This is a genomic window from Pseudomonas fluorescens (genome assembly GCF_902497875.1).
In the GTDB taxonomy this organism is placed as follows: Bacteria; Pseudomonadota; Gammaproteobacteria; order Pseudomonadales; family Pseudomonadaceae; genus Aquipseudomonas; species Aquipseudomonas fluorescens_BR.
In genome coordinates this window covers 34,358-51,046 of sequence record NZ_CABVHY010000026.1, presented here as the reverse complement: position 1 = coordinate 51,046, position 16,689 = coordinate 34,358, and the positions used below count along the sequence as shown (strand labels likewise).

15 protein-coding genes are annotated in these 16,689 nt (G+C 58.3%); 7 read left to right on the top strand and 8 right to left on the bottom strand.

Features of this window, described 5'->3' with window-relative positions:
- Positions 1–26 precede the first annotated feature (26 nt).
- Positions 27–1,613: a RimK family protein gene (locus F8N85_RS23830; protein ID WP_150805967.1), complete on the bottom strand. Its 1,587-nt coding sequence runs from the start codon at positions 1,611–1,613 to the stop codon at positions 27–29.
- Positions 1,614–1,705: 92 nt separating this feature from the next.
- Here F8N85_RS23830 and rimI point away from each other — a divergent pair, with 92 nt between their 5' ends.
- The gene (rimI, locus tag F8N85_RS23825) at positions 1,706–2,836 is read left to right on the top strand and encodes a ribosomal protein S18-alanine N-acetyltransferase (protein WP_150805966.1); all 1,131 of its coding nucleotides are present in this window, start codon (positions 1,706–1,708) and stop codon (positions 2,834–2,836) included.
- A 391-nt stretch (positions 2,837–3,227) separates the two neighbouring features.
- The gene (locus F8N85_RS23820) at positions 3,228–5,063 is read left to right on the top strand and encodes a potassium transporter Kup (RefSeq protein ID WP_412072507.1); all 1,836 of its coding nucleotides are present in this window, start codon (positions 3,228–3,230) and stop codon (positions 5,061–5,063) included.
- Between the two features lie 35 nt (positions 5,064–5,098).
- Here the strand turns inward: F8N85_RS23820 and F8N85_RS23815 are convergent, their stop codons facing one another.
- Together F8N85_RS23815 and F8N85_RS23810 are read right to left on the bottom strand one after the other, a co-directional pair.
- Positions 5,099–5,842 carry an SDR family NAD(P)-dependent oxidoreductase gene (locus F8N85_RS23815; protein WP_150805964.1) on the bottom strand — a complete coding sequence of 248 codons (744 nt, stop codon included), beginning with the start codon at positions 5,840–5,842 and terminating at the stop codon, positions 5,099–5,101.
- Between the two features lie 371 nt (positions 5,843–6,213).
- Entirely contained in the window at positions 6,214–7,002 is a 789-nt protein-coding gene (locus tag F8N85_RS23810; RefSeq protein ID WP_150805963.1) for an SDR family oxidoreductase, read from the bottom strand.
- Between the two features lie 259 nt (positions 7,003–7,261).
- On the opposite strand from F8N85_RS23810, the gene F8N85_RS23805 reads away from it, so the two are divergent.
- The 4 genes from F8N85_RS23805 to F8N85_RS23790 all read left to right on the top strand — a co-directional run bounded on the left by F8N85_RS23805 (position 7,262) and on the right by F8N85_RS23790 (position 11,231).
- Positions 7,262–8,236: a nitrilase-related carbon-nitrogen hydrolase gene (locus tag F8N85_RS23805; protein WP_150805962.1), complete on the top strand. Its 975-nt coding sequence runs from the start codon at positions 7,262–7,264 to the stop codon at positions 8,234–8,236.
- Positions 8,237–8,551: 315 nt separating this feature from the next.
- Entirely contained in the window at positions 8,552–9,484 is a 933-nt protein-coding gene (locus F8N85_RS23800) for a GlxA family transcriptional regulator (protein WP_150806006.1), read from the top strand.
- Between the two features lie 212 nt (positions 9,485–9,696).
- On the top strand, positions 9,697–10,110 hold the full coding sequence (locus tag F8N85_RS23795) for an arsenate reductase ArsC (RefSeq protein WP_150805961.1): 414 nt from the start codon (positions 9,697–9,699) through the stop codon (positions 10,108–10,110).
- A 170-nt stretch (positions 10,111–10,280) separates the two neighbouring features.
- Positions 10,281–11,231, top strand: coding sequence for a Ppx/GppA family phosphatase (locus F8N85_RS23790; protein ID WP_150805960.1), 951 nt, complete (start codon positions 10,281–10,283; stop codon positions 11,229–11,231).
- Between the two features lie 3 nt (positions 11,232–11,234).
- Here the strand turns inward: F8N85_RS23790 and F8N85_RS23785 are convergent, their stop codons facing one another.
- On the bottom strand, positions 11,235–11,999 hold the full coding sequence (locus F8N85_RS23785; RefSeq protein ID WP_150805959.1) for a CHAD domain-containing protein: 765 nt from the start codon (positions 11,997–11,999) through the stop codon (positions 11,235–11,237).
- A 241-nt stretch (positions 12,000–12,240) separates the two neighbouring features.
- Between F8N85_RS23785 and F8N85_RS23780 the strand changes: the two genes are divergently transcribed.
- Positions 12,241–12,474 carry a hypothetical protein gene (locus tag F8N85_RS23780; protein WP_150805958.1) on the top strand — a complete coding sequence of 78 codons (234 nt, stop codon included), beginning with the start codon at positions 12,241–12,243 and terminating at the stop codon, positions 12,472–12,474.
- Positions 12,475–12,528: 54 nt separating this feature from the next.
- Here F8N85_RS23780 and F8N85_RS23775 read toward each other — a convergent pair whose 3' ends face one another.
- The 4 genes from F8N85_RS23775 to F8N85_RS23760 form a co-directional block, all read right to left on the bottom strand.
- On the bottom strand, positions 12,529–12,894 hold the full coding sequence (locus F8N85_RS23775) for a cupin domain-containing protein (RefSeq protein WP_150805957.1): 366 nt from the start codon (positions 12,892–12,894) through the stop codon (positions 12,529–12,531).
- Positions 12,895–12,930: 36 nt separating this feature from the next.
- Entirely contained in the window at positions 12,931–14,325 is a 1,395-nt protein-coding gene (locus F8N85_RS23770) for an NAD(P)/FAD-dependent oxidoreductase (protein ID WP_150805956.1), read from the bottom strand.
- Between the two features lie 25 nt (positions 14,326–14,350).
- Positions 14,351–15,634, bottom strand: coding sequence for a glycosyltransferase (locus tag F8N85_RS23765; protein ID WP_150805955.1), 1,284 nt, complete (start codon positions 15,632–15,634; stop codon positions 14,351–14,353).
- A gap of 99 nt (positions 15,635–15,733) precedes the next feature.
- Positions 15,734–16,666: a GntR family transcriptional regulator gene (locus F8N85_RS23760; protein ID WP_150805954.1), complete on the bottom strand. Its 933-nt coding sequence runs from the start codon at positions 16,664–16,666 to the stop codon at positions 15,734–15,736.
- Positions 16,667–16,689: the final 23 nt, after the last annotated feature.

Below are 16,689 nucleotides of genomic sequence, written 5' to 3'. Positions count from 1 at the left end.
TGCAGGGCAAGCAGAGGGTCAACCGCTCACCAGGCCTGGCCGCGACGTTTCAGCTCTAGGCGGCGGATGAATTCTTCCAGTACCAGAGAATACAAGTCGTCTTGCAGGTAGGCATCTTCGATACCCGCATCCAGGTTGGGGTTGTCGTTCACCTCGATCACCACCACTTTATCGCCCGACTGCTTCAGGTCGACCCCGTACAAACCATCGCCAATCAGGTTGGCGGTCTTCACCGCCAGTTCGACCACCGCGCGCGGCGCCTCGTGGACCGCCAGGGTGCGGCACTCACCGTTGATGTCCTGGCCTTTGGCTTTGTGGTTGTAGATCTGCCAGTGCCCCTTGGACATGAAGTACTGACAGGCGAAGATCGGTTTGCGGTTGAGCACGCCGATGCGCCAGTCGTATTCGGTGTAAAAGAACTCCTGAGCCAGCAACAACACCGAGTGTTCGAATAGCTCAGAAGTGGCTTCCAGCAATGCCTGCTGGCTTTCGACCTTGATCACGCCACGGGAGAAACAACCATCGGGAATCTTCAGCACCAATGGAAAGCCCAGGCGTTCGCCGACTCGCTCGAAGTCTTCCGGTCGTTCCTTGTAGAGAATCTCGGTTGCCGGCATGCCCAGTTGATGACTCTTGAGCAGATCGGTCAGGTACACCTTGTTGGTGCAACGCAGGATTGAAGTGGGGTCGTCCATCACCACCAGACCTTCGCTTTCCGCCTTCTTGGCGAAGCGATAGGTATGGTTATCCACGCTGGTGGTTTCGCGAATCAACAGGGCGTCATACTCGGCGATTCGTGAATAGTCTTTCTTCTCGATCAGTTCAACATCAATGCCCAGACCCTTGCCAACCCTTATAAAACTCGCCAGCGCCTTGGCGTTGGAAGGCGGCAGCGCTTCTTGCGGGTCATGCAGTATGGCCAGGTCGTAGCGGGCCACGCGTGGCGAGCGCGGCATTCGCCAGATCTTGCGGCTGAAGCTGTCCAGCGAGTTGGCAAACTGATCTTCCTGGTCTTCGCGTAGCTTGTGCAAGGTGCCGGACTTTATTCCCTCGATGCGCCAACTATTACTTTTACGGAATTCGACCAACAGGACCGGGCACGGGAATATCTCGAATATTTGTCGAGCCAGTTCCTGCAAGGGTTCAAGGTTGGTCTTGCCAAAATACAGGGTTAGCGTGAAGCCCTCAGTATTGCTGTAAATATGATTGTTCAGTGCCTTGTCGAGCGCCTTGTCCAGATCGTCGAGTGCCAACCCATACAGTGACTTGCGTGTCAGCTCGCTGATGGTTCGCACGGATGGAATAACTTTGTGGCCACGCGCTTCCGCAAGTAATGAGCAGTAATACCCGTGCCCCAGATACTTGTAGCTGCGGCACAGGTTTATCACCTGAATTCGCTTGCCGGCCTCGTTTTCAAGGGGCTGCTCGAGATACTCCTGCGCACTCATCACATCCTCGGAAGGGAAGTAAGACGCCCAGTCTTCTTTGCGCTCGACAATAATAACCAGCTGGCTGGAACTTCGGGTTACATCAGATAAATAAGTAGGTCGAGATATTGCCGTCAACCGATTTTGCTCTGATACTTCACGCAAATCACCTTGTACCGCTGACATATGAGGAGGTCCGTTTGAGAACAAGTCCTGATCTATTAAACACGAACTTTTGAGAAAGTCTCGTTTCGTTACGCAACTTTTACGGCGGCTGTATGAACCTGGTATTTCGCAACGCTACACAAGACGATCTGAAGTCCCTGCTGGAACTTGAAAACCAGAGCTTCACCTATGACCGGCTTACTCCGCGCAGTTTTCAGTGGATGATCAGTCGCGCCCATGCCAGCCTGATCGTCGCACAGGCCGGGAGTCAGTTGATGGGCTACTGCCTGGTGCTGTTTCACCGCGGCACTTCGCTGGCGCGTCTGTACTCCATTGCCATTGCCACCCACAGTCGCGGTCTGGGCCTGGGAAAACAGTTGCTGGACCAGGCCGAAGATTGTGCCCGCGCGCACGACTGTGCCTACCTGCGTCTGGAAGTCCGTCCGGACAATCCCGCCGCCATCAGTCTTTATGAGCGCAATGGGTACCGGCGCTTCGCCGTGGTCAACGACTACTACGAAGACCATGTGCATGCGCTGCGCCTGGAGAAACGGATCCTGCAGCATCGTGAAAACCGCGATATCCGGGTGCCCTATTACCAGCAGACCACCGATTTCACCTGTGGCCCGGCCTGCCTCTTGATGGCCATGAGTGCTCTGCAGCCGGATCGCTTGGCCGAGCGCAGGGAGGAACTGCAAATCTGGCGTGAAGCGACCACTGTGTTCATGACCTCGGGCCACGGCGGTTGCAGTCCCCAGGGGCTGGCACTGGCGGCCTGGCGCCGAGGGTTTCGCGTGCGCCTGCAAGTCAGCATCGCCGGTCCGCTGTTCCTCAACGGTGTGCGCGACGAACACAAAAAGGAGGTGATGCGCCTGGTACACGAAGAGTTCTGCGCGGAGCTACTGCACAGCGATGTGGAGCAGATCAGCAGCAACCAGCTGGATCTGGCTCTCGCGCTGAAGGCCGGCGGTCAACCCCTGGTGCTGATCAGCAACTACCGCCTGACTCGCTCGAAAGCCCCGCACTGGGTAATCGTCACCGACTGCGATGAAGACTTCGTCTACCTGCATGATCCGGACATCGATCACAGCCAGCACCGTCAGGCACTCGACTGCCAGCATCTGCCCGTCAGCCATCAGGCGTTCGACAAGATGTGCGCTTTCGGCGGCAACAAGCTGCGCGCCTCGGTGATTCTTTACGCTCGCGAGCAGCCCGACAGTCGAGTAGTGGCTGCAACATCTTAGGTATTGCAGCCAGCGTACCGCGCTGCATTCCCAGGGGTTGCACTGTGGTTTGAAAGTAAATTTACGGACTGCGCTACGTCGGCGCTCACTCCAAGCAGTGCGCCCATAGTTTTTTTACGGTTTTTTTACGGCAGATAGGGGCGCTGCAACGGATACTGGCAGACGCAGTTCAGGTACAGCTCATAATGCCCCCCGCCATACGGAATTTTCCTGGATACCTCGGATCTGTTCGCCAAAGCGCGAGACAGTGAGGTATTTTGCTTGTTACAACAGGCCCGAAGGTAGCGTGCGGTTCTTCAACACCCCAATTTTCGAGAAACACTAAGTGAGCCAATCAGCTTCCCACGCAATCGAAGAACCTCATGCAAAAACCTCGGCGGCAGGCTTGCTGATGGCAGCGGTGGGAGTGGTGTATGGAGACATTGGTACCAGCCCGCTGTACACCCTCAAAGAGGTGTTTGCCGGTCACTACGGGGTGCAAGCCAACCACGATGGTGTACTGGGCATTCTTTCGTTGATCTTCTGGTCGCTGATCTGGGTGGTCTCGATCAAATACGTGCTGTTCATTCTTCGCGCCAACAACCAGGGTGAGGGCGGCATCATGGCCTTGACGGCGCTGGCCCGTCGCGCTGCCGCTCCCTATCCGCAGTTGAGTAAAGTGCTGGTGCTGCTCGGGCTGTTCGGTGCAGCGCTGTTCTACGGTGACAGCATGATCACCCCGGCCATCTCGGTCCTTTCTGCCGTTGAAGGGCTCCAGCTGGCATTTGACGGGATCGAGCACTGGGTTGTCCCGTTGTCTGTGATCGTACTGGTGGCGCTGTTCTTGATTCAGAAACACGGTACGGCGCGGATTGGCACGCTCTTCGGACCGGTAATGGTGCTGTGGTTTCTGGTGCTCGGGGCTCTTGGGATCTACGGTATCTTGCAGCGCCCCGAAGTGTTGCAAGCGCTCAACCCATACTGGGGAGCACATTTTTTCATCGCTCATCCGGGTATCGGTGTGGCCATCCTCGGTGCAGTCGTGCTCGCGCTGACGGGCGCCGAAGCGCTGTATGCCGACATGGGCCACTTCGGTCGCAAACCGATTGCGCGTGCCTGGTTCATCCTGGTATTGCCAGGACTGATGCTGAATTACTTCGGCCAAGGCGCATTGATCCTGGAAAATCCGGAGGCTGTACGCAATCCTTTCTATCTCCTGGCGCCGAGCTGGGCGTTGTTGCCGATGGTCGGGCTCTCCACCCTGGCAACCATCATCGCCTCGCAAGCCGTGATTTCCGGGGCCTTCTCCCTGACTCGACAGGCCATCCAGCTGGGTTATGTCCCACGCATGTTTATCCAGCATACGTCCAGCCAGGAGCAGGGGCAGATCTACATCGGCACGGTTAACTGGGCACTGATGGTGGGGGTGGTGCTGCTGGTTGTCGGCTTCGAGTCTTCCAGTGCTTTGGCTGCGGCGTACGGGGTTGCTGTGACAGGCACCATGCTGATCACCACCATCCTGTCCTCGGCGGTCGTCCTGCTCCTATGGAAAACCCCGCGCTGGTTGGCCATCCCGATGCTTCTCGGTTTTCTGCTGGTGGACAGCCTGTACTTCGCGGCCAATGCGCCGAAGATTTTTCAGGGCGGCGCCTTCCCCGTCATCGCGGGTATAGGGTTGTTCATTTTGATGACGACCTGGAAGCGCGGCCGCAAGATCATGCTGGAAAGGCTGGACGAAACGGCTCTGCCGTTACCGTTGTTCATCAGCAGCATCCGGATGCAGCCGCCCCATCGAGTGCAAGGCACCGCGGTGTTTCTGACGGCCAGGGCAGACGCCGTCCCTCATGCACTCTTGCACAATCTGCTGCACAACCAAGTGTTGCACGAACAGGTGGTGCTGCTCACGGTGGTGTCCGAAGACAGTCCTCGGGTGGGGGCCGATCGGCGGTTCGAAGTCGAAGCTTATGGCGAGGGATTCTTCCGGGTAAGTCTGCACTTTGGCTTTATCGAAGAGCCGGACGTACCCGCAGCATTAAGTCTCTGTCACTTGAGCGAGCTGGATTTCAGCCCGATGCGTACGACCTATTTCCTCAGCCGCGAGACGGTTATTGCGACCAGGCGTATCGGCATGGCCCGTTGGCGAGAAAGCCTGTTCGCCTTTTTGCTGAAGAACGCCAACAGCAGCTTGAAGTACTTCAAGCTGCCGCTGAACCGGGTGATAGAGCTAGGTACACAGGTGGAAATGTGAGGGATGGCGCCTGTCGTTGCTCGGAAGATTTGAATCTAGCGCACGGTGTAGCCGCTATCGACAATCCAGTCCTGGCCATAGACGCCGCGGGCGCCGTTGCTTAGCTGGAACAGGATCACATCGGCAACCGCTCCGGCCTCGAGGAACTTGCCATCGAGCAGTCGCTGGTTTACCGCGTTGGCGACGCTGTCCAGTTCCTCATTCTTCAAGCCTAATGTGGACCAGATGGGCGTGGCGGTGGGGCCGGGGGAAACCATGTTGATGCGTATCCCGAGAGGCGCCAGTTCGACCGCCAGGGTACGGGCATGTGCTTGCAGCGCTGCTTTCGAGGCGATATAGGCCGCGAGTCCAGGGAAGGTTAGCTGGGCCAGGAAAGTGCCGATGAACACCACCGAAGCCGGTTTCGCCATTTGGCTGCGCAGGTTGGCCAGGGTGTTCAAGGCACCCGCGCCATTGACCGCCCATTGACGATCAAACGCCGATACGTTCAGGCCGTCCGCCAATTGTGCGATGCCAGCATTGGGCACAAGGAAATCCACTGGACCGATTGTCGAAGCCTTATTCGCCAACCGCATCAGGTCGGCCTCTTGGGTGACATCGCCGGGGATCCAGTGCAGCTGTTTGGTAAAGCGTTCGGCCAGATCCCCCAGGCCGCCGATCTGGCGTGACATCGCCAGTACTTGAGCGCCTTGAGCCAACAGGCGCTCGGTGACGGCCAGGCCAATGCCGGAACTTGCACCGGTGACTACGGCCAGGCGACCCTCGAATTCATTGCTCATAAATACTTCCCCTTGAAGAGTCAGAGAGTGGAAACCAAGGGGGAGCGATCAAAAAGCGGGCCAGATTATTTTGTTAGGTAAATCAATGGGTTTTGAATTCTGGGGTCGTTATGACTATCGGATAATGAGGTCATTAAGACCGTATGCGGTCATTAATACCCAATGGCGACTCGGAGCACAGCTCGCAGCGGCCGGTAAGATAAGGAGTTTCAGGCTCAGCACCGTCCCCCGTAGCAGCCTGCGTCCGGCTGCGTAGCAATCGCAAATCCTGCTTGCACGGTTTGTCTGGAATACCGTGGTGCCTGATTTTACGACTGCTGCGCAGCCGGACGCAGCCTTCGGCAGCTGCTACGGGCATTAGGCCCTGTGCATCATTGACTGGAGCGAATGGCTCCACCGTCGATCAACAGGTTTTGCCCGGTGATGTAGCTGGCGTGAGCGCTGCAAACAAACGCGCACAAAGCGCCGAACTCTTCAGGTGTGCCAAAGCGTTTGGCCGGGATTTCTTGACGGCATTCATCCAGGAACGCTTCGCTGTCCTGGCCCATGGCTTGGGCGGCTTCGACCAGGTTGTTGCGCAGTCGATCGGTGTCGAACGAACCCGGTTGCAGGTTGTTGATGGTCACGTTGCGGCTGGCGATGTTCTCTTGCCGGGCGAGCCCGGCGATGAAACCGGTCAGCCCGCTGCGGGCTCCGTTAGACAGGCCAAGACTCTCGATGGGCGACTTGACCGCGCTCGAGGTGATGTTGACGATTCGGCCGAAACCGCGTTCGGCCATACCATCCACCGTTGCCTTGATCAGCTCGATGGGGGTGAGCATGTTGGCATCCAGGGCCTTGATCCAGGCATCCCGGTCCCAGTCGCGGAAATCTCCCGCAGGCGGCCCGCCGGCATTGTTGATGAGGATGTCGAACTGCCCATGGGCTGCCAGCGCAGCCGCCCGGCCTGCCGCAGACGAGATGTCGCCGGCAACGGCAATCACGGTTACGGCGGGGTTCAGCGCACGTAACTGCTTGGCGGTTTCATTCAGAGTCTCTTCGCCCCGAGCCGTGATCACAACGTTGACGCCTTCGCTGACCAGCGCCTGGGCGCAGGCTTTGCCAAGCCCTTTGCTGGCGGCACAAACCAGTGCCCAACGTCCTGCGATGCCGAGATTCATAGGGGGTCTCCTGCGTGGTGTTCAAAAGGGAAAGTAAAAAACCGTGGTCACGCGGCGCAGCATAATCCTCAAACGGCGGATGTCACACCGCAACGTCCGAGGCACTGGGTACTTCTGTGGGTAGCCTCGCCATTGATCGTCTCCCGCGTCCAGGGTTACGACCTAAAAGGTGGTGTATATGACATTGCGGTCGACAATATTACAGTCGTAATCTTTCTTCATTGAAAGCCGAAAGCTTCATTCATTGAGGAACGTCATTATGACCATCGTCAAAGCCGCCGCCGTACAAATCAGCCCCGTGCTTTACAGCCGTGAAGGCACCGTGGAAAAAGTCGTGCAGAAGATTCTCGAGCTCGGTAGCAAAGGTGTGCAGTTCGCCGTCTTCCCGGAAACCATTGTGCCGTACTACCCGTATTTCTCCTTCGTCCAATCGCCTTTTCAAATGGGCGCGGAACATTACAAGCTGCTGGACCAGGCGGTGACCGTACCTTCGGCCGCCACCGATGCCATCGGCGCCGCTGCCAGGCAAGCGGGGATGGTGGTGTCGATCGGCGTTAATGAGCGCGATGGCGGCACCCTCTATAACACTCAATTGCTGTTTGATGCTGACGGCACCCTGATCCAGCGTCGGCGCAAGATCTCCCCGACTTATCATGAGCGGATGATCTGGGGCATGGGCGATGGCTCCGGGCTGAAAGCCGTCGACAGCGCCGTGGGCCGCATCGGTCAACTGGCGTGCTGGGAACACTACAACCCGCTGGCTCGTTACGCCCTGATGGCCGATGGTGAGCAGATCCACGCCGCCATGTACCCGGGCTCTTTTGCCGGTCCGCTGTTTACTTCGCAGATGGAAGTCAACATCCGCCAGCACGCCCTGGAGTCGGCTTGCTTCGTGGTCAACTCCACGGCCTGGCTGAATCCAGAGCAACAAGCGCGGATCATGGCCGACACCGGTTGCCCGATTGGCCCGATCTCGGGCGGTTGCTACAGCGCAATCATCAACCCGGACGGCGAGGTGATGGGGGCCCTGACAGAAGGCGAAGGCGAAGTGATCATGGATCTGGACCTGAGCCTGATCGACAAACGCAAGCGGATGATGGATTCGCGCGGCCATTACAGCCGTCCTGAATTGCTCAGCCTGCTGATCGACCGCACCCCGCACAACCATGTGCATGAGCGTAGCGTCCAGCCTGAGTGGGTGGCTGCGGACCGATTGGAAGAAGTAAGCCGATAAGCCTGGGTATCTACACATCTTTCAAGGGCTGCGAATAACGTGTGGCGAGGGGGCTTGCCCCCGCTGGGCTGCGCAGCAGCCTTAACAGGTCGCTGAGTTCTTTCTGAAAGACCGAAGTAACCTTATTGGGGTCGCTGCGCGACCCAGCGGGGGCAAGCCCCCTCGCCACAAGTTCGGTGTGTACCGCGACAGATGTGTAGATACCTATGGCCGGTGATCATTGTAAGTAAGTGGCAATGATCATTCCGGGCGATAACATGATTGTGTCAGATCCTTCGTATACACCACCCTTCAGGTCATGCGGGCGCTGCTGTCATGCAAAATATCGGTCTCATCCTTTACCCCGGGTTTCAGGTGCTGGGACTCGCTATCTGTGCAACCTTCGAGTTCGCCAATGTGGTGGTGGACAAACCGCTATACCAAATCAGCCTGTTGTCGGAGCAGGGTGGACCGATCAAGACCTCGGTGGGCTTTGGCGTCGATACCACTGCATTTGATGACCGTCATTTCGACACGTTGATCGTCCTGGGCGACAACGTCATCATCCCGACAACACCGGGTGTCATTGCCTATTTGCGTCGCGCACACCCTGATACCCGGCGCGTAGCCTCTGTCTGTACCGGATCCTTTGCGCTCGCCGCAGCTGGCCTGCTCGATGGTCGCCGTGCGACGACTCACTGGTTTCACGCACGAGAACTCCAGAGAATCTACCCGCAAGTGAAGGTCGAGGAAGACTGCATCTTCATCAACGACGGGACGGTCTGGACCTCCGCGGGCATGAGCGCGGCCATCGATCTGGCGCTTGCTCTGGTGGAGAACGACCTGGGCGCTGAGGTTGCAAGGTTGGTTGCCAAGCGGTTGGTGGTCTACCACCGGCGAGCAGGTGGGCAATCACAGTTTTCGGTGATGCTCGAACTCCATCCCAAGACCGATCGCATCCAGGCCGCCCTGACGTATGCCAAGCAGAATCTGAAATCCGATCTGTCGGTGGAAGATTTGGCCGAGGCGGCCAATTTAAGCCCCCGGCAATTCAGTCGCGTATTTCACGCGGAGACCGGGCAATCACCGGCTAAAGCCATCGAAAACCTGCGGGTGGAGTCGGCGCGGTTGATGATGGAATCCGGTCGACACTCCATCGATGTGGTGGCCACCACTACTGGATTTGGCGACCGGGAACGTATGCGCCGGGCCTTTCTCAGGGCTTTTGGTCAGCCACCCCAGGTGATCCAGCGCGCGAACCGCAGCTGACGACCTCCAGCGTCGCAATGGCGGCAATTGAAGCGGTCTCCCATCGCGGCTACTGGGTACTAAAGGAGCTCTTTGCAAGCACCAGCCAGATGCGTACGACCTTTTTGAGCCTTTTATCGGTTTGAAATACGGTTGTCAGAAAGCTCTGTTGGAATAGCGGGTATCTCTATTTCGATAATCAGGTCAATCGGATTGAAAGGGCAAAAGTAGCTATGGCGGAAAAAATCCGGGTTTTGTTTGTCTGCGCGGACAATGACGTTCGCTCCCTGATGGCCGAAGCACTGCTTCGGCATACCGATGCCGAACACTTCGAAGCCTTCAGCGCAGGCCTGGTGGCCAGTGAGGTCGATCCACGCACGCTTGATTCTCTTGATCACATCGGCATTGCCACGACGGGTCTACGCAGTAAGGCTATCGATGAGTTTGAGGGGCAGCAGTTCCAGTATGTGATTACGCTCTGCGACAAATCCTCGGAGGAGGCTGCGCAAATGCCGTCCTCCGGAGAAGTGATCGTCTGGAACTTCGAGAATCCAGTGACCAGCGAAAGGCATGATCCCTTTCGTCATGCGCTACAGGAAATTCATGATCGCATCAAAATGTTCATCACTGTGAAGACGAGGCAGTGAAGCGCATTGGAGATCAATAAATCCTTTTTGCTCGTGGCTCTGTATCGGACTCCAGCTCAGCCGATGTCATCGTAATGTCATGGTCCCAGTGGCAAGATTCTTCACCCCCCTACTTTTTATCGTCTCGCGGACAAAGTGCTCTCGGTTCGTGAACGCAAAAGGAATTCTGCATGAAGGGTGACGCTTCGCTGTTTGCCGCCGTTGATCTCGGTTCCAATGCGTTTCGGATGATGATTGGCCAACAGGTCAAGCGCAACCAGCGGCTGGTTATCCAGGAGGTGAAAACCTTTCGCGAGCCCGTGCGTCTTGCAGACGGGTTTCAAGGAAAAGCATTGGATGGTTTGGCGTTGGAACGGGGGTGGCTGGCCCTGGAGCGATTCGGTAAGCAGCTACGAAATTTCGAGGCTGGCCGTGTTCGCGCGGTAGCTACCAGCGCAGTACGCGAGGCCAATAACTGCGACGTGTTTCTTGCTGGTGCCGAACAACGCCTGGGGTTCCGTATCGATGTGATTTCCGGGCGTGAGGAAGCCAAACTCGTCTATGCGGGGGTGGCCCACACCATGCCAAGTGCGCAAGTCCTTCGACTGGTCGTTGATATCGGTGGCGGGTCTACCGAACTCATTGTGGGGCAGGGTGATCGTCCGTTGTTGACTGAAAGCATAGCGATCGGCAGCGGCAGTTTCAGCAAGCGCTATTTTGTCGGTGGCTTTATTGACAGTCGCTCTCTCCAGGAGGCCGAACGAATCGCCAGCGATAAAATTGAAAAAGTTGCCCACCGTTATCGCAAGCTGGGCTGGGAGCAAGCCATTGGCTCTTCCGGCACGGCAAGGATGCTGGCAAAGGTACTCAAGGCCAATGGCCTGAATGCCTATGGCCAAGACGGCATTACCTATGCTGGCCTGTTGCGCTTGTCCATTTGTTTGCTGGAGGCAGGCCACGTCAAACAGTTGAAACTGGCTGGCATGCAAGCACAACGATTGAGTACTTTGCCCGGTGGGCTGGCGGTAATGCTCGCTGCTTTCAAAGTGTTAGGCATCGAAGAGATGATCCCCTCCGAACCAGGTTTGAGAATGGGTGTACTTCACGGCCTGATGCGGATGCCTGGCTCATCGATCATGTAGGGGCTAAGTCTTTGCAAGCAACCGTAAAAGTCGTGTCAGCTGTGCCTCTGCTTTCAAGAGCGCCGCCGCGGCAGCTGCGTGCCACCTGTGTTCAAGGGGCTGGAGATCTTCTTCGTGCTCGGCTTTGAGGCACCATTGAAAATGGTCGTGCCAGGAGCCCAGGGCCGACTGCACAGACTTGAGCGACGCTGCGGCCTCACCAGACAGGGGTGACAGCTGAGGAAAAGCCTCGTTGAGGTAGCGCGTACGCTTGACCAGGATTCTTAACTGGTGACGATCAAACTGCGGGTCTGCCAACGCAGTTTTCAGGCGCTCGATCTGCTTGTGCAAGCGTTTGCTGATGGTCTTTTCAATCCGGCCTAATTCACCCGCCCGCTCAGCCGCGCGGAAGACTGAAGGCCACTCATCCAGTTGGGAAAAGAGCTGATTGATCGCGCGCGCTTTAACGATGCGGCTATAGCTGGCCTGTAAAGTCGCTTTTCTGACATGCGCCTGCTTTGGAAATCCTTGCGCCTCAAGCTCTTCTATCAACACTTCAAGGTCACGCGCAGGCGTGGTCAGCCTGCCCACCGCGGCAGCGGCCTCATTCAGTGGCGCGACACCCTCTGTCTCACGTAGTGGTCGCAACAGGCTTCTGATGCGCCGCAGATTGATTCGCAGGTCATGCAAAGCCTCACTGTCCGTCCTGGCTTCCATTCGAGCTTGTGCATGGTAAAGCCTGACTTCAAGCGCCACGATTTGGGCAACAAACGAATCTACGAATGACATCAGGTTCCATCCAGTTTCAGAGACGATGGGGCCAGATTAGCAGAGAAAATCCGGACTTCTAGCACAAGACCTTCGTTGGCGAAACACGTCCACCTGGAGTCAGCTGCCAATGCCGGCATTTGCATGGCCGGTTGCTTCAAAGCACTGCAGCTTTGGATAGGCGGCAGCTTTTCGGATGGGAAGCGGGTGCGAGAATCGCGGGTCGGGTAGAGACTGTTGAAAAAAGAAAGAGGGTGCGCCCATGAGCTGTCTCATTTGTGCAGGAACCGCCGAGCGCATTATGTGTGATGGTGATTGGGAAGAGCGAGATTGCCCCTCCTGTGGGCATTACCGGGTTTCTGATGCCCTGGTGTTAACCCTGATGGAGCAGGGACAGATTTTTGATGTGAGCAAAATGAGGGTCTGGCTTGCAGAAAAGCGCAGGAACGGCGGGATACCTTATATAGAGATCCATGAAGCGCTGCTCATGCCATAAGCCAGTGGTTCCTTGCTGTTCAGGCTGGTCACCCATGGATGAAAGCGCTGCCTCTCATCCATTGACAATCACATATACCTTTCTGACATCAGTAAGGTTTTCCCAAGTGCCCTTGAAGCCCGCAGCCACCACGAACGTGCTGCCTGCCTCGAACGTGCGGCTGTTGCCGTCTGCGTCGGTCAGGCGGACTTGGCCTTCCAGCAGATGGCAAAGCTCGTCGTAATCACAGGCGCAGAATTCCTTGTGCGGGCCGGCTTCCCAGAAGCCGGCGCTCAGCTGTTTCTGGTCGTTGCTGAAATGGCGCCAGGTGGTGCTCTGGTAGGGTTTTTCGACGATCTGTGGGTCGCAGATTGAGCGGGTCAGGGCGGTTGTCGGTTGAGTGGCGAAGTCGGTGACGAACGCGGGCATTTTGCGCGGCATGGGGCGCTCCTTGGGGTGACGGTTCTTATGGCTGAATCAGGAGTCGAAACCGACCCCGAAGGCGTCGAGGGTTTTCAGCAGCAGGCTGCGCTCCCCGGTAAGGTCTTCGTGAGCCAGGGCGCGCTGCGCAAGGCTGACGCCGATAAATCGCAGCGGCTCCGGTGGGAAACGCACCGGCGCACGACTGAGCATTTTCAGGCGCGTGCGTTGGGTGTCCTGGCCGTCCAGCAGATCAAGCATGGTCGCGGCGGCGAAGCGGCTGGCGGAGATGCCTTGGCCGGTAAAGCCCATGGCGTAAGCGATGCGTCGGTCGTCCGTGCTGCCGGTGAACATCGTCGTGCGTGCCGAAGAATCGATGATGCCGCCCCAAGCATGGCTAAAGCTCACGTCGCGCAGTGGGGCGAAGGTCTGCTGGAACTGCTCGGCCAGGCGCACGAAGGTTTCCGGGCGTTGGGTCAGGTTTTCATCCAGCTTGCTGGCAAAGGGGTAGATGGCATCGTAGCCGCCCCAGAGGATGCGGTTGTCGGCGGTCTTGCGCAGGTAATGAAACTGATTGCCCGAATCGGCGATGCCATAACGCTGGCTCCAACCGATGGACTGCAGCTGTTCTTCCGTCAGCGGTTCGGTGGTCAGCGCGAAGTCATAGATCGGAATGACGGTCGATCGCAGCTGTGGCAGCAACGAGGGAAAAACATTGGTCGCCAGCGCCACCCGGCCCGCCTGAACGCTGCCGTAGCCTGTGCGCAACAAAACGCCCTCGGCCTGGGGCTCGAGGGTTTCCACCGGGGAGTGCTCGTACAGTTCGATGCCCTGTTCGAGACAGGCCCGGCGCAGCTCCCGGACCATTTTTGCCGGGTTGAGCAGCGCGTAGTTCGGTTCGAACAGCCCGGCGCTATAGGTCGGCGAATCGAGATAAGGCTTGAGCGCCGGGCCTTCGAGATAAGTGCATTCAATGCCGGCGCGCTGATACTTTTTCTGCAGGGCGCGCAGGCCCTCGACTTGCCACTGCGTGGTGGCGACATTCAGTTTTCCGCTTCTTTCGAATTCGACCTCAAGACCCAGACGCCGGATATCCTGCTCCAGCTCGTCGAGATTCTCCCGGCCCAGACGGATCAGCTGATCCGCTTCCTTTGGCCAGCGTTTCATCGCATTGGATACGCCGTGGGAAATGCTCGGTGCGCAGAACCCGCCGCTCCTGGCGCTGGCCGCGGCGCCGCAAGTACGACCTTCCAGCACGACGATCCGCGCCGCAGGCTTGCGCTGGCGAGCCAACAAAGCGGTCCAGAGGCCGGTAAAACCGCCGCCGACTATCACCAGCTCCGCGCTGATGTCACCGGTCTGCCGCGAGCAAGGCTGGGCAGGAGCATCGACGTCCAGCCAATAAGGCCTGGGGATCGCGTTCTTGAGGCTGTGCAAGGCTGAATGGGTCATTGCGGACTCTTGTTTTTATGGCTGTCTAGGTAGTGGGCAACGCCAGGATCGCGCGCGCGGCGATCTCGGTGCCGCGGGTGGCTTGCATGCGGGCACTCAGCGTCTTCAGGCGCTGGCGCATCGGCTGGTCGGCCAGCAACTGTTCGAGGGCGGCGGGCAAGGCGGCCAACGGGTCGGCGAAGCGCGGCAAATACCGACCGACGCCGACCTCCTCGGCGCGCGCGGCATTGTCGTGACCGTCCCAGCAATACGGAATGATCAGCGACGGCAGGCCGAAAAACAGCGCTTCGCAGAAACTGTTGTTGCCGCCGTGATGAATGAACAACTGGCATTCCTTGAGCACCGCTGGCTGGGCAAACCAACTGTCGAGGTAAACGTTGTCCGGGACAGTGGTGTACATCTCGCGGTAGGCGCCCACGTTGATCAGGAAGCGGTAGGGCAAATGTTCCAGGGTGCTGATCAGGCGTTTCATCATGTCGGTGTCGGCGGCGCCCAGGCTGCCGAAACTGACATAGATCAGCGGCGCGTCGTTGTGCCGGGGGAAATCGGGAACGATGTAAGGCGCCTCGCGGCGTACGCAGCCGTCGAGATAAACATACTTGCGCTGATCCAGCGGTTGTTCGCGTTCATAGCGCACTGGCGTTGGCGAAAGCAGCAGGTTGAGCCATGGCGAATCGACCAGAAACTGCCCGGGCGGGCAGGGCGCGGTGCCCGTGCTGGCGAGAAAGCGCGAGAAGCGCGCATGGGCCGCGGCGACGGCGTTCTGGTAATGCTCGACAAAGCGCTCGCGACCCGCAACGTCATCGCTGCGGCAGCCCGACAGGTAAGGCGGTACGGCAGGGTCCGGCAGTTCGGTTTCGGCGCAGGAGACCACTCTGACCCAAGGGCAGCCAGCGCTGGCGATGGCCGGGAACATCACCACGTTATCGAGGATGATGGCGTCCGGCTTGAGCCTGGCGAGCAGTTGCTGCAGCGGTTTTTCCGCCTCGATGGCGGTATCGATGATCGCTTCCCAGGCCGGTACGACATAGCTGTCGATCTGCTCCAGCGGGGTCTGGTCGAAGTAGGGAATGTTGCGCTCGATGAAGCGCTCCCAGTAATGCTGGTGCTCGGCCGCGGACAGCGGGCTGGTTTGCGGAATGGGGTATTCGGCGAAGCCGTACTCGGCGAAGATTCCTTGAAAATGCGCATGGCAAATGAACACCGGTTTTGCCCCCAGTTCGCGCAGCGACTGGGCAATACCGATGCAGTTCAATGCCGCGCCGAAACTGGCTTCGGGGAACAGGGCGATCAGTTTTTGTGTGTGCATGGCGAAGGAACGTCCGTGGCGGGTAAGCCCCGCCTTTCCTGAAGATGAGTTGGATGCTGTCTTATTTTATAAAAAAAAGCACCAGAATTTTTTGAAAGCTCAACGGCGTCCGAACGGATGGCCTTGCGGGATGCCGCGGTTAGCGGTTTGCGGGCGCAGGGCGGCGGACAGGCGCAGGTGCAGGCGCATCAGGTCAGCGGCAATCTCCATCTGCCCGCGTTCGATCTGCGCGATGATCTGCAGGTGTTCTCGCAACGCCTCTTGCAGGCGGTTCACGCTGACGGTCGGCAGCACGTTGGGTAGGCGTCGCAGGCTTTGATGCGCAAGCAGGGCGTCGCCGATAAAGCGGTTGCCGCAACTTTGTGCGATGAGTTCGTGGAAGCTGATATCCAGTTCGCGAAACTGCTGGAGATCGAAGTCTTCCACGGGTCTGGCCAGCAAGATTTCCATGCCGCCGCGCAGCAACGACAGGCGTTGCGGGTCGGCGTTGAAGTTCGGCCCGAGCAGCGCTTCGGGCTCCAGGGTCAGGCGAAATCTCAGGCTTTCCTCCAGGGCTGCGAGGCTGTTCAGCGACGGGCGAAACAGCCATGACTGGCCGGGACCGCGCTCGATGGCCTGACTTTCGCTGAGTTGGGTCAGGGCTTTTTGCGCGGCCGGACGCCCGATGTCATAGCGGCGCATCAGCTCGCTGATGCTGATGCTGTCGCCCAGGCGGCCGGCCATGCGGTCGCGCAATACCGAGGTGGCCAGTTCTTCTTCCTCTGCCTGGGGCAGCGCGCTATTGAACGTCTGGCCCGCAGGCGCGGCGACGAGACGATAGCCTTTGCCGGCCTCATGGCTCAGCAGGTTTTCTTCCAGTAGCACTTTCAGTGCGCCGCGAACCAGTGTGCGCGATACCTGGAAGGTTCGGGCCAGGGCCTGTTCCGAGACAGGCTCGCCGACCGCCATTCCGGTTTCCTGAGTGTGCTCAAGGATGCGGCGCGCCAGTTCCAGGTGGTTGGAGCGGGGTTTTTTCTCGGTTGTCGTGCTCAAACGTGTGGTCTCTTCTCGGTCGC

Bases quoted from the DNA above. Each gene is read 5' to 3' on its own strand.
- F8N85_RS23805 (WP_150805962.1), top strand. From the start codon at position 7,262: ATGACCATCGTCAAAGCCGCCGCCGTACAAATCAGCCCCGTGCTTTAC.
- F8N85_RS23820 (WP_412072507.1), top strand. From the start codon at position 3,228: ATGGCAGCGGTGGGAGTGGTGTATGGAGACATTGGTACCAGCCCGCTG.
- F8N85_RS23765 (WP_150805955.1), bottom strand. From the start codon at position 15,634: ATGCACACACAAAAACTGATCGCCCTGTTCCCCGAAGCCAGTTTCGGC.
- F8N85_RS23770 (WP_150805956.1), bottom strand. From the start codon at position 14,325: ATGACCCATTCAGCCTTGCACAGCCTCAAGAACGCGATCCCCAGGCCT.
- F8N85_RS23775 (WP_150805957.1), bottom strand. From the start codon at position 12,894: ATGCCGCGCAAAATGCCCGCGTTCGTCACCGACTTCGCCACTCAACCG.
- F8N85_RS23815 (WP_150805964.1), bottom strand. From the start codon at position 5,842: ATGAGCAATGAATTCGAGGGTCGCCTGGCCGTAGTCACCGGTGCAAGT.
- F8N85_RS23795 (WP_150805961.1), top strand. From the start codon at position 9,697: ATGGCGGAAAAAATCCGGGTTTTGTTTGTCTGCGCGGACAATGACGTT.
- F8N85_RS23810 (WP_150805963.1), bottom strand. From the start codon at position 7,002: ATGAATCTCGGCATCGCAGGACGTTGGGCACTGGTTTGTGCCGCCAGC.
- F8N85_RS23780 (WP_150805958.1), top strand. From the start codon at position 12,241: ATGAGCTGTCTCATTTGTGCAGGAACCGCCGAGCGCATTATGTGTGAT.
- rimI (WP_150805966.1), top strand. From the start codon at position 1,706: ATGAACCTGGTATTTCGCAACGCTACACAAGACGATCTGAAGTCCCTG.
- F8N85_RS23790 (WP_150805960.1), top strand. From the start codon at position 10,281: ATGAAGGGTGACGCTTCGCTGTTTGCCGCCGTTGATCTCGGTTCCAAT.
- F8N85_RS23830 (WP_150805967.1), bottom strand. From the start codon at position 1,613: ATGTCAGCGGTACAAGGTGATTTGCGTGAAGTATCAGAGCAAAATCGG.
- F8N85_RS23785 (WP_150805959.1), bottom strand. From the start codon at position 11,999: ATGTCATTCGTAGATTCGTTTGTTGCCCAAATCGTGGCGCTTGAAGTC.
- F8N85_RS23800 (WP_150806006.1), top strand. From the start codon at position 8,552: ATGCAAAATATCGGTCTCATCCTTTACCCCGGGTTTCAGGTGCTGGGA.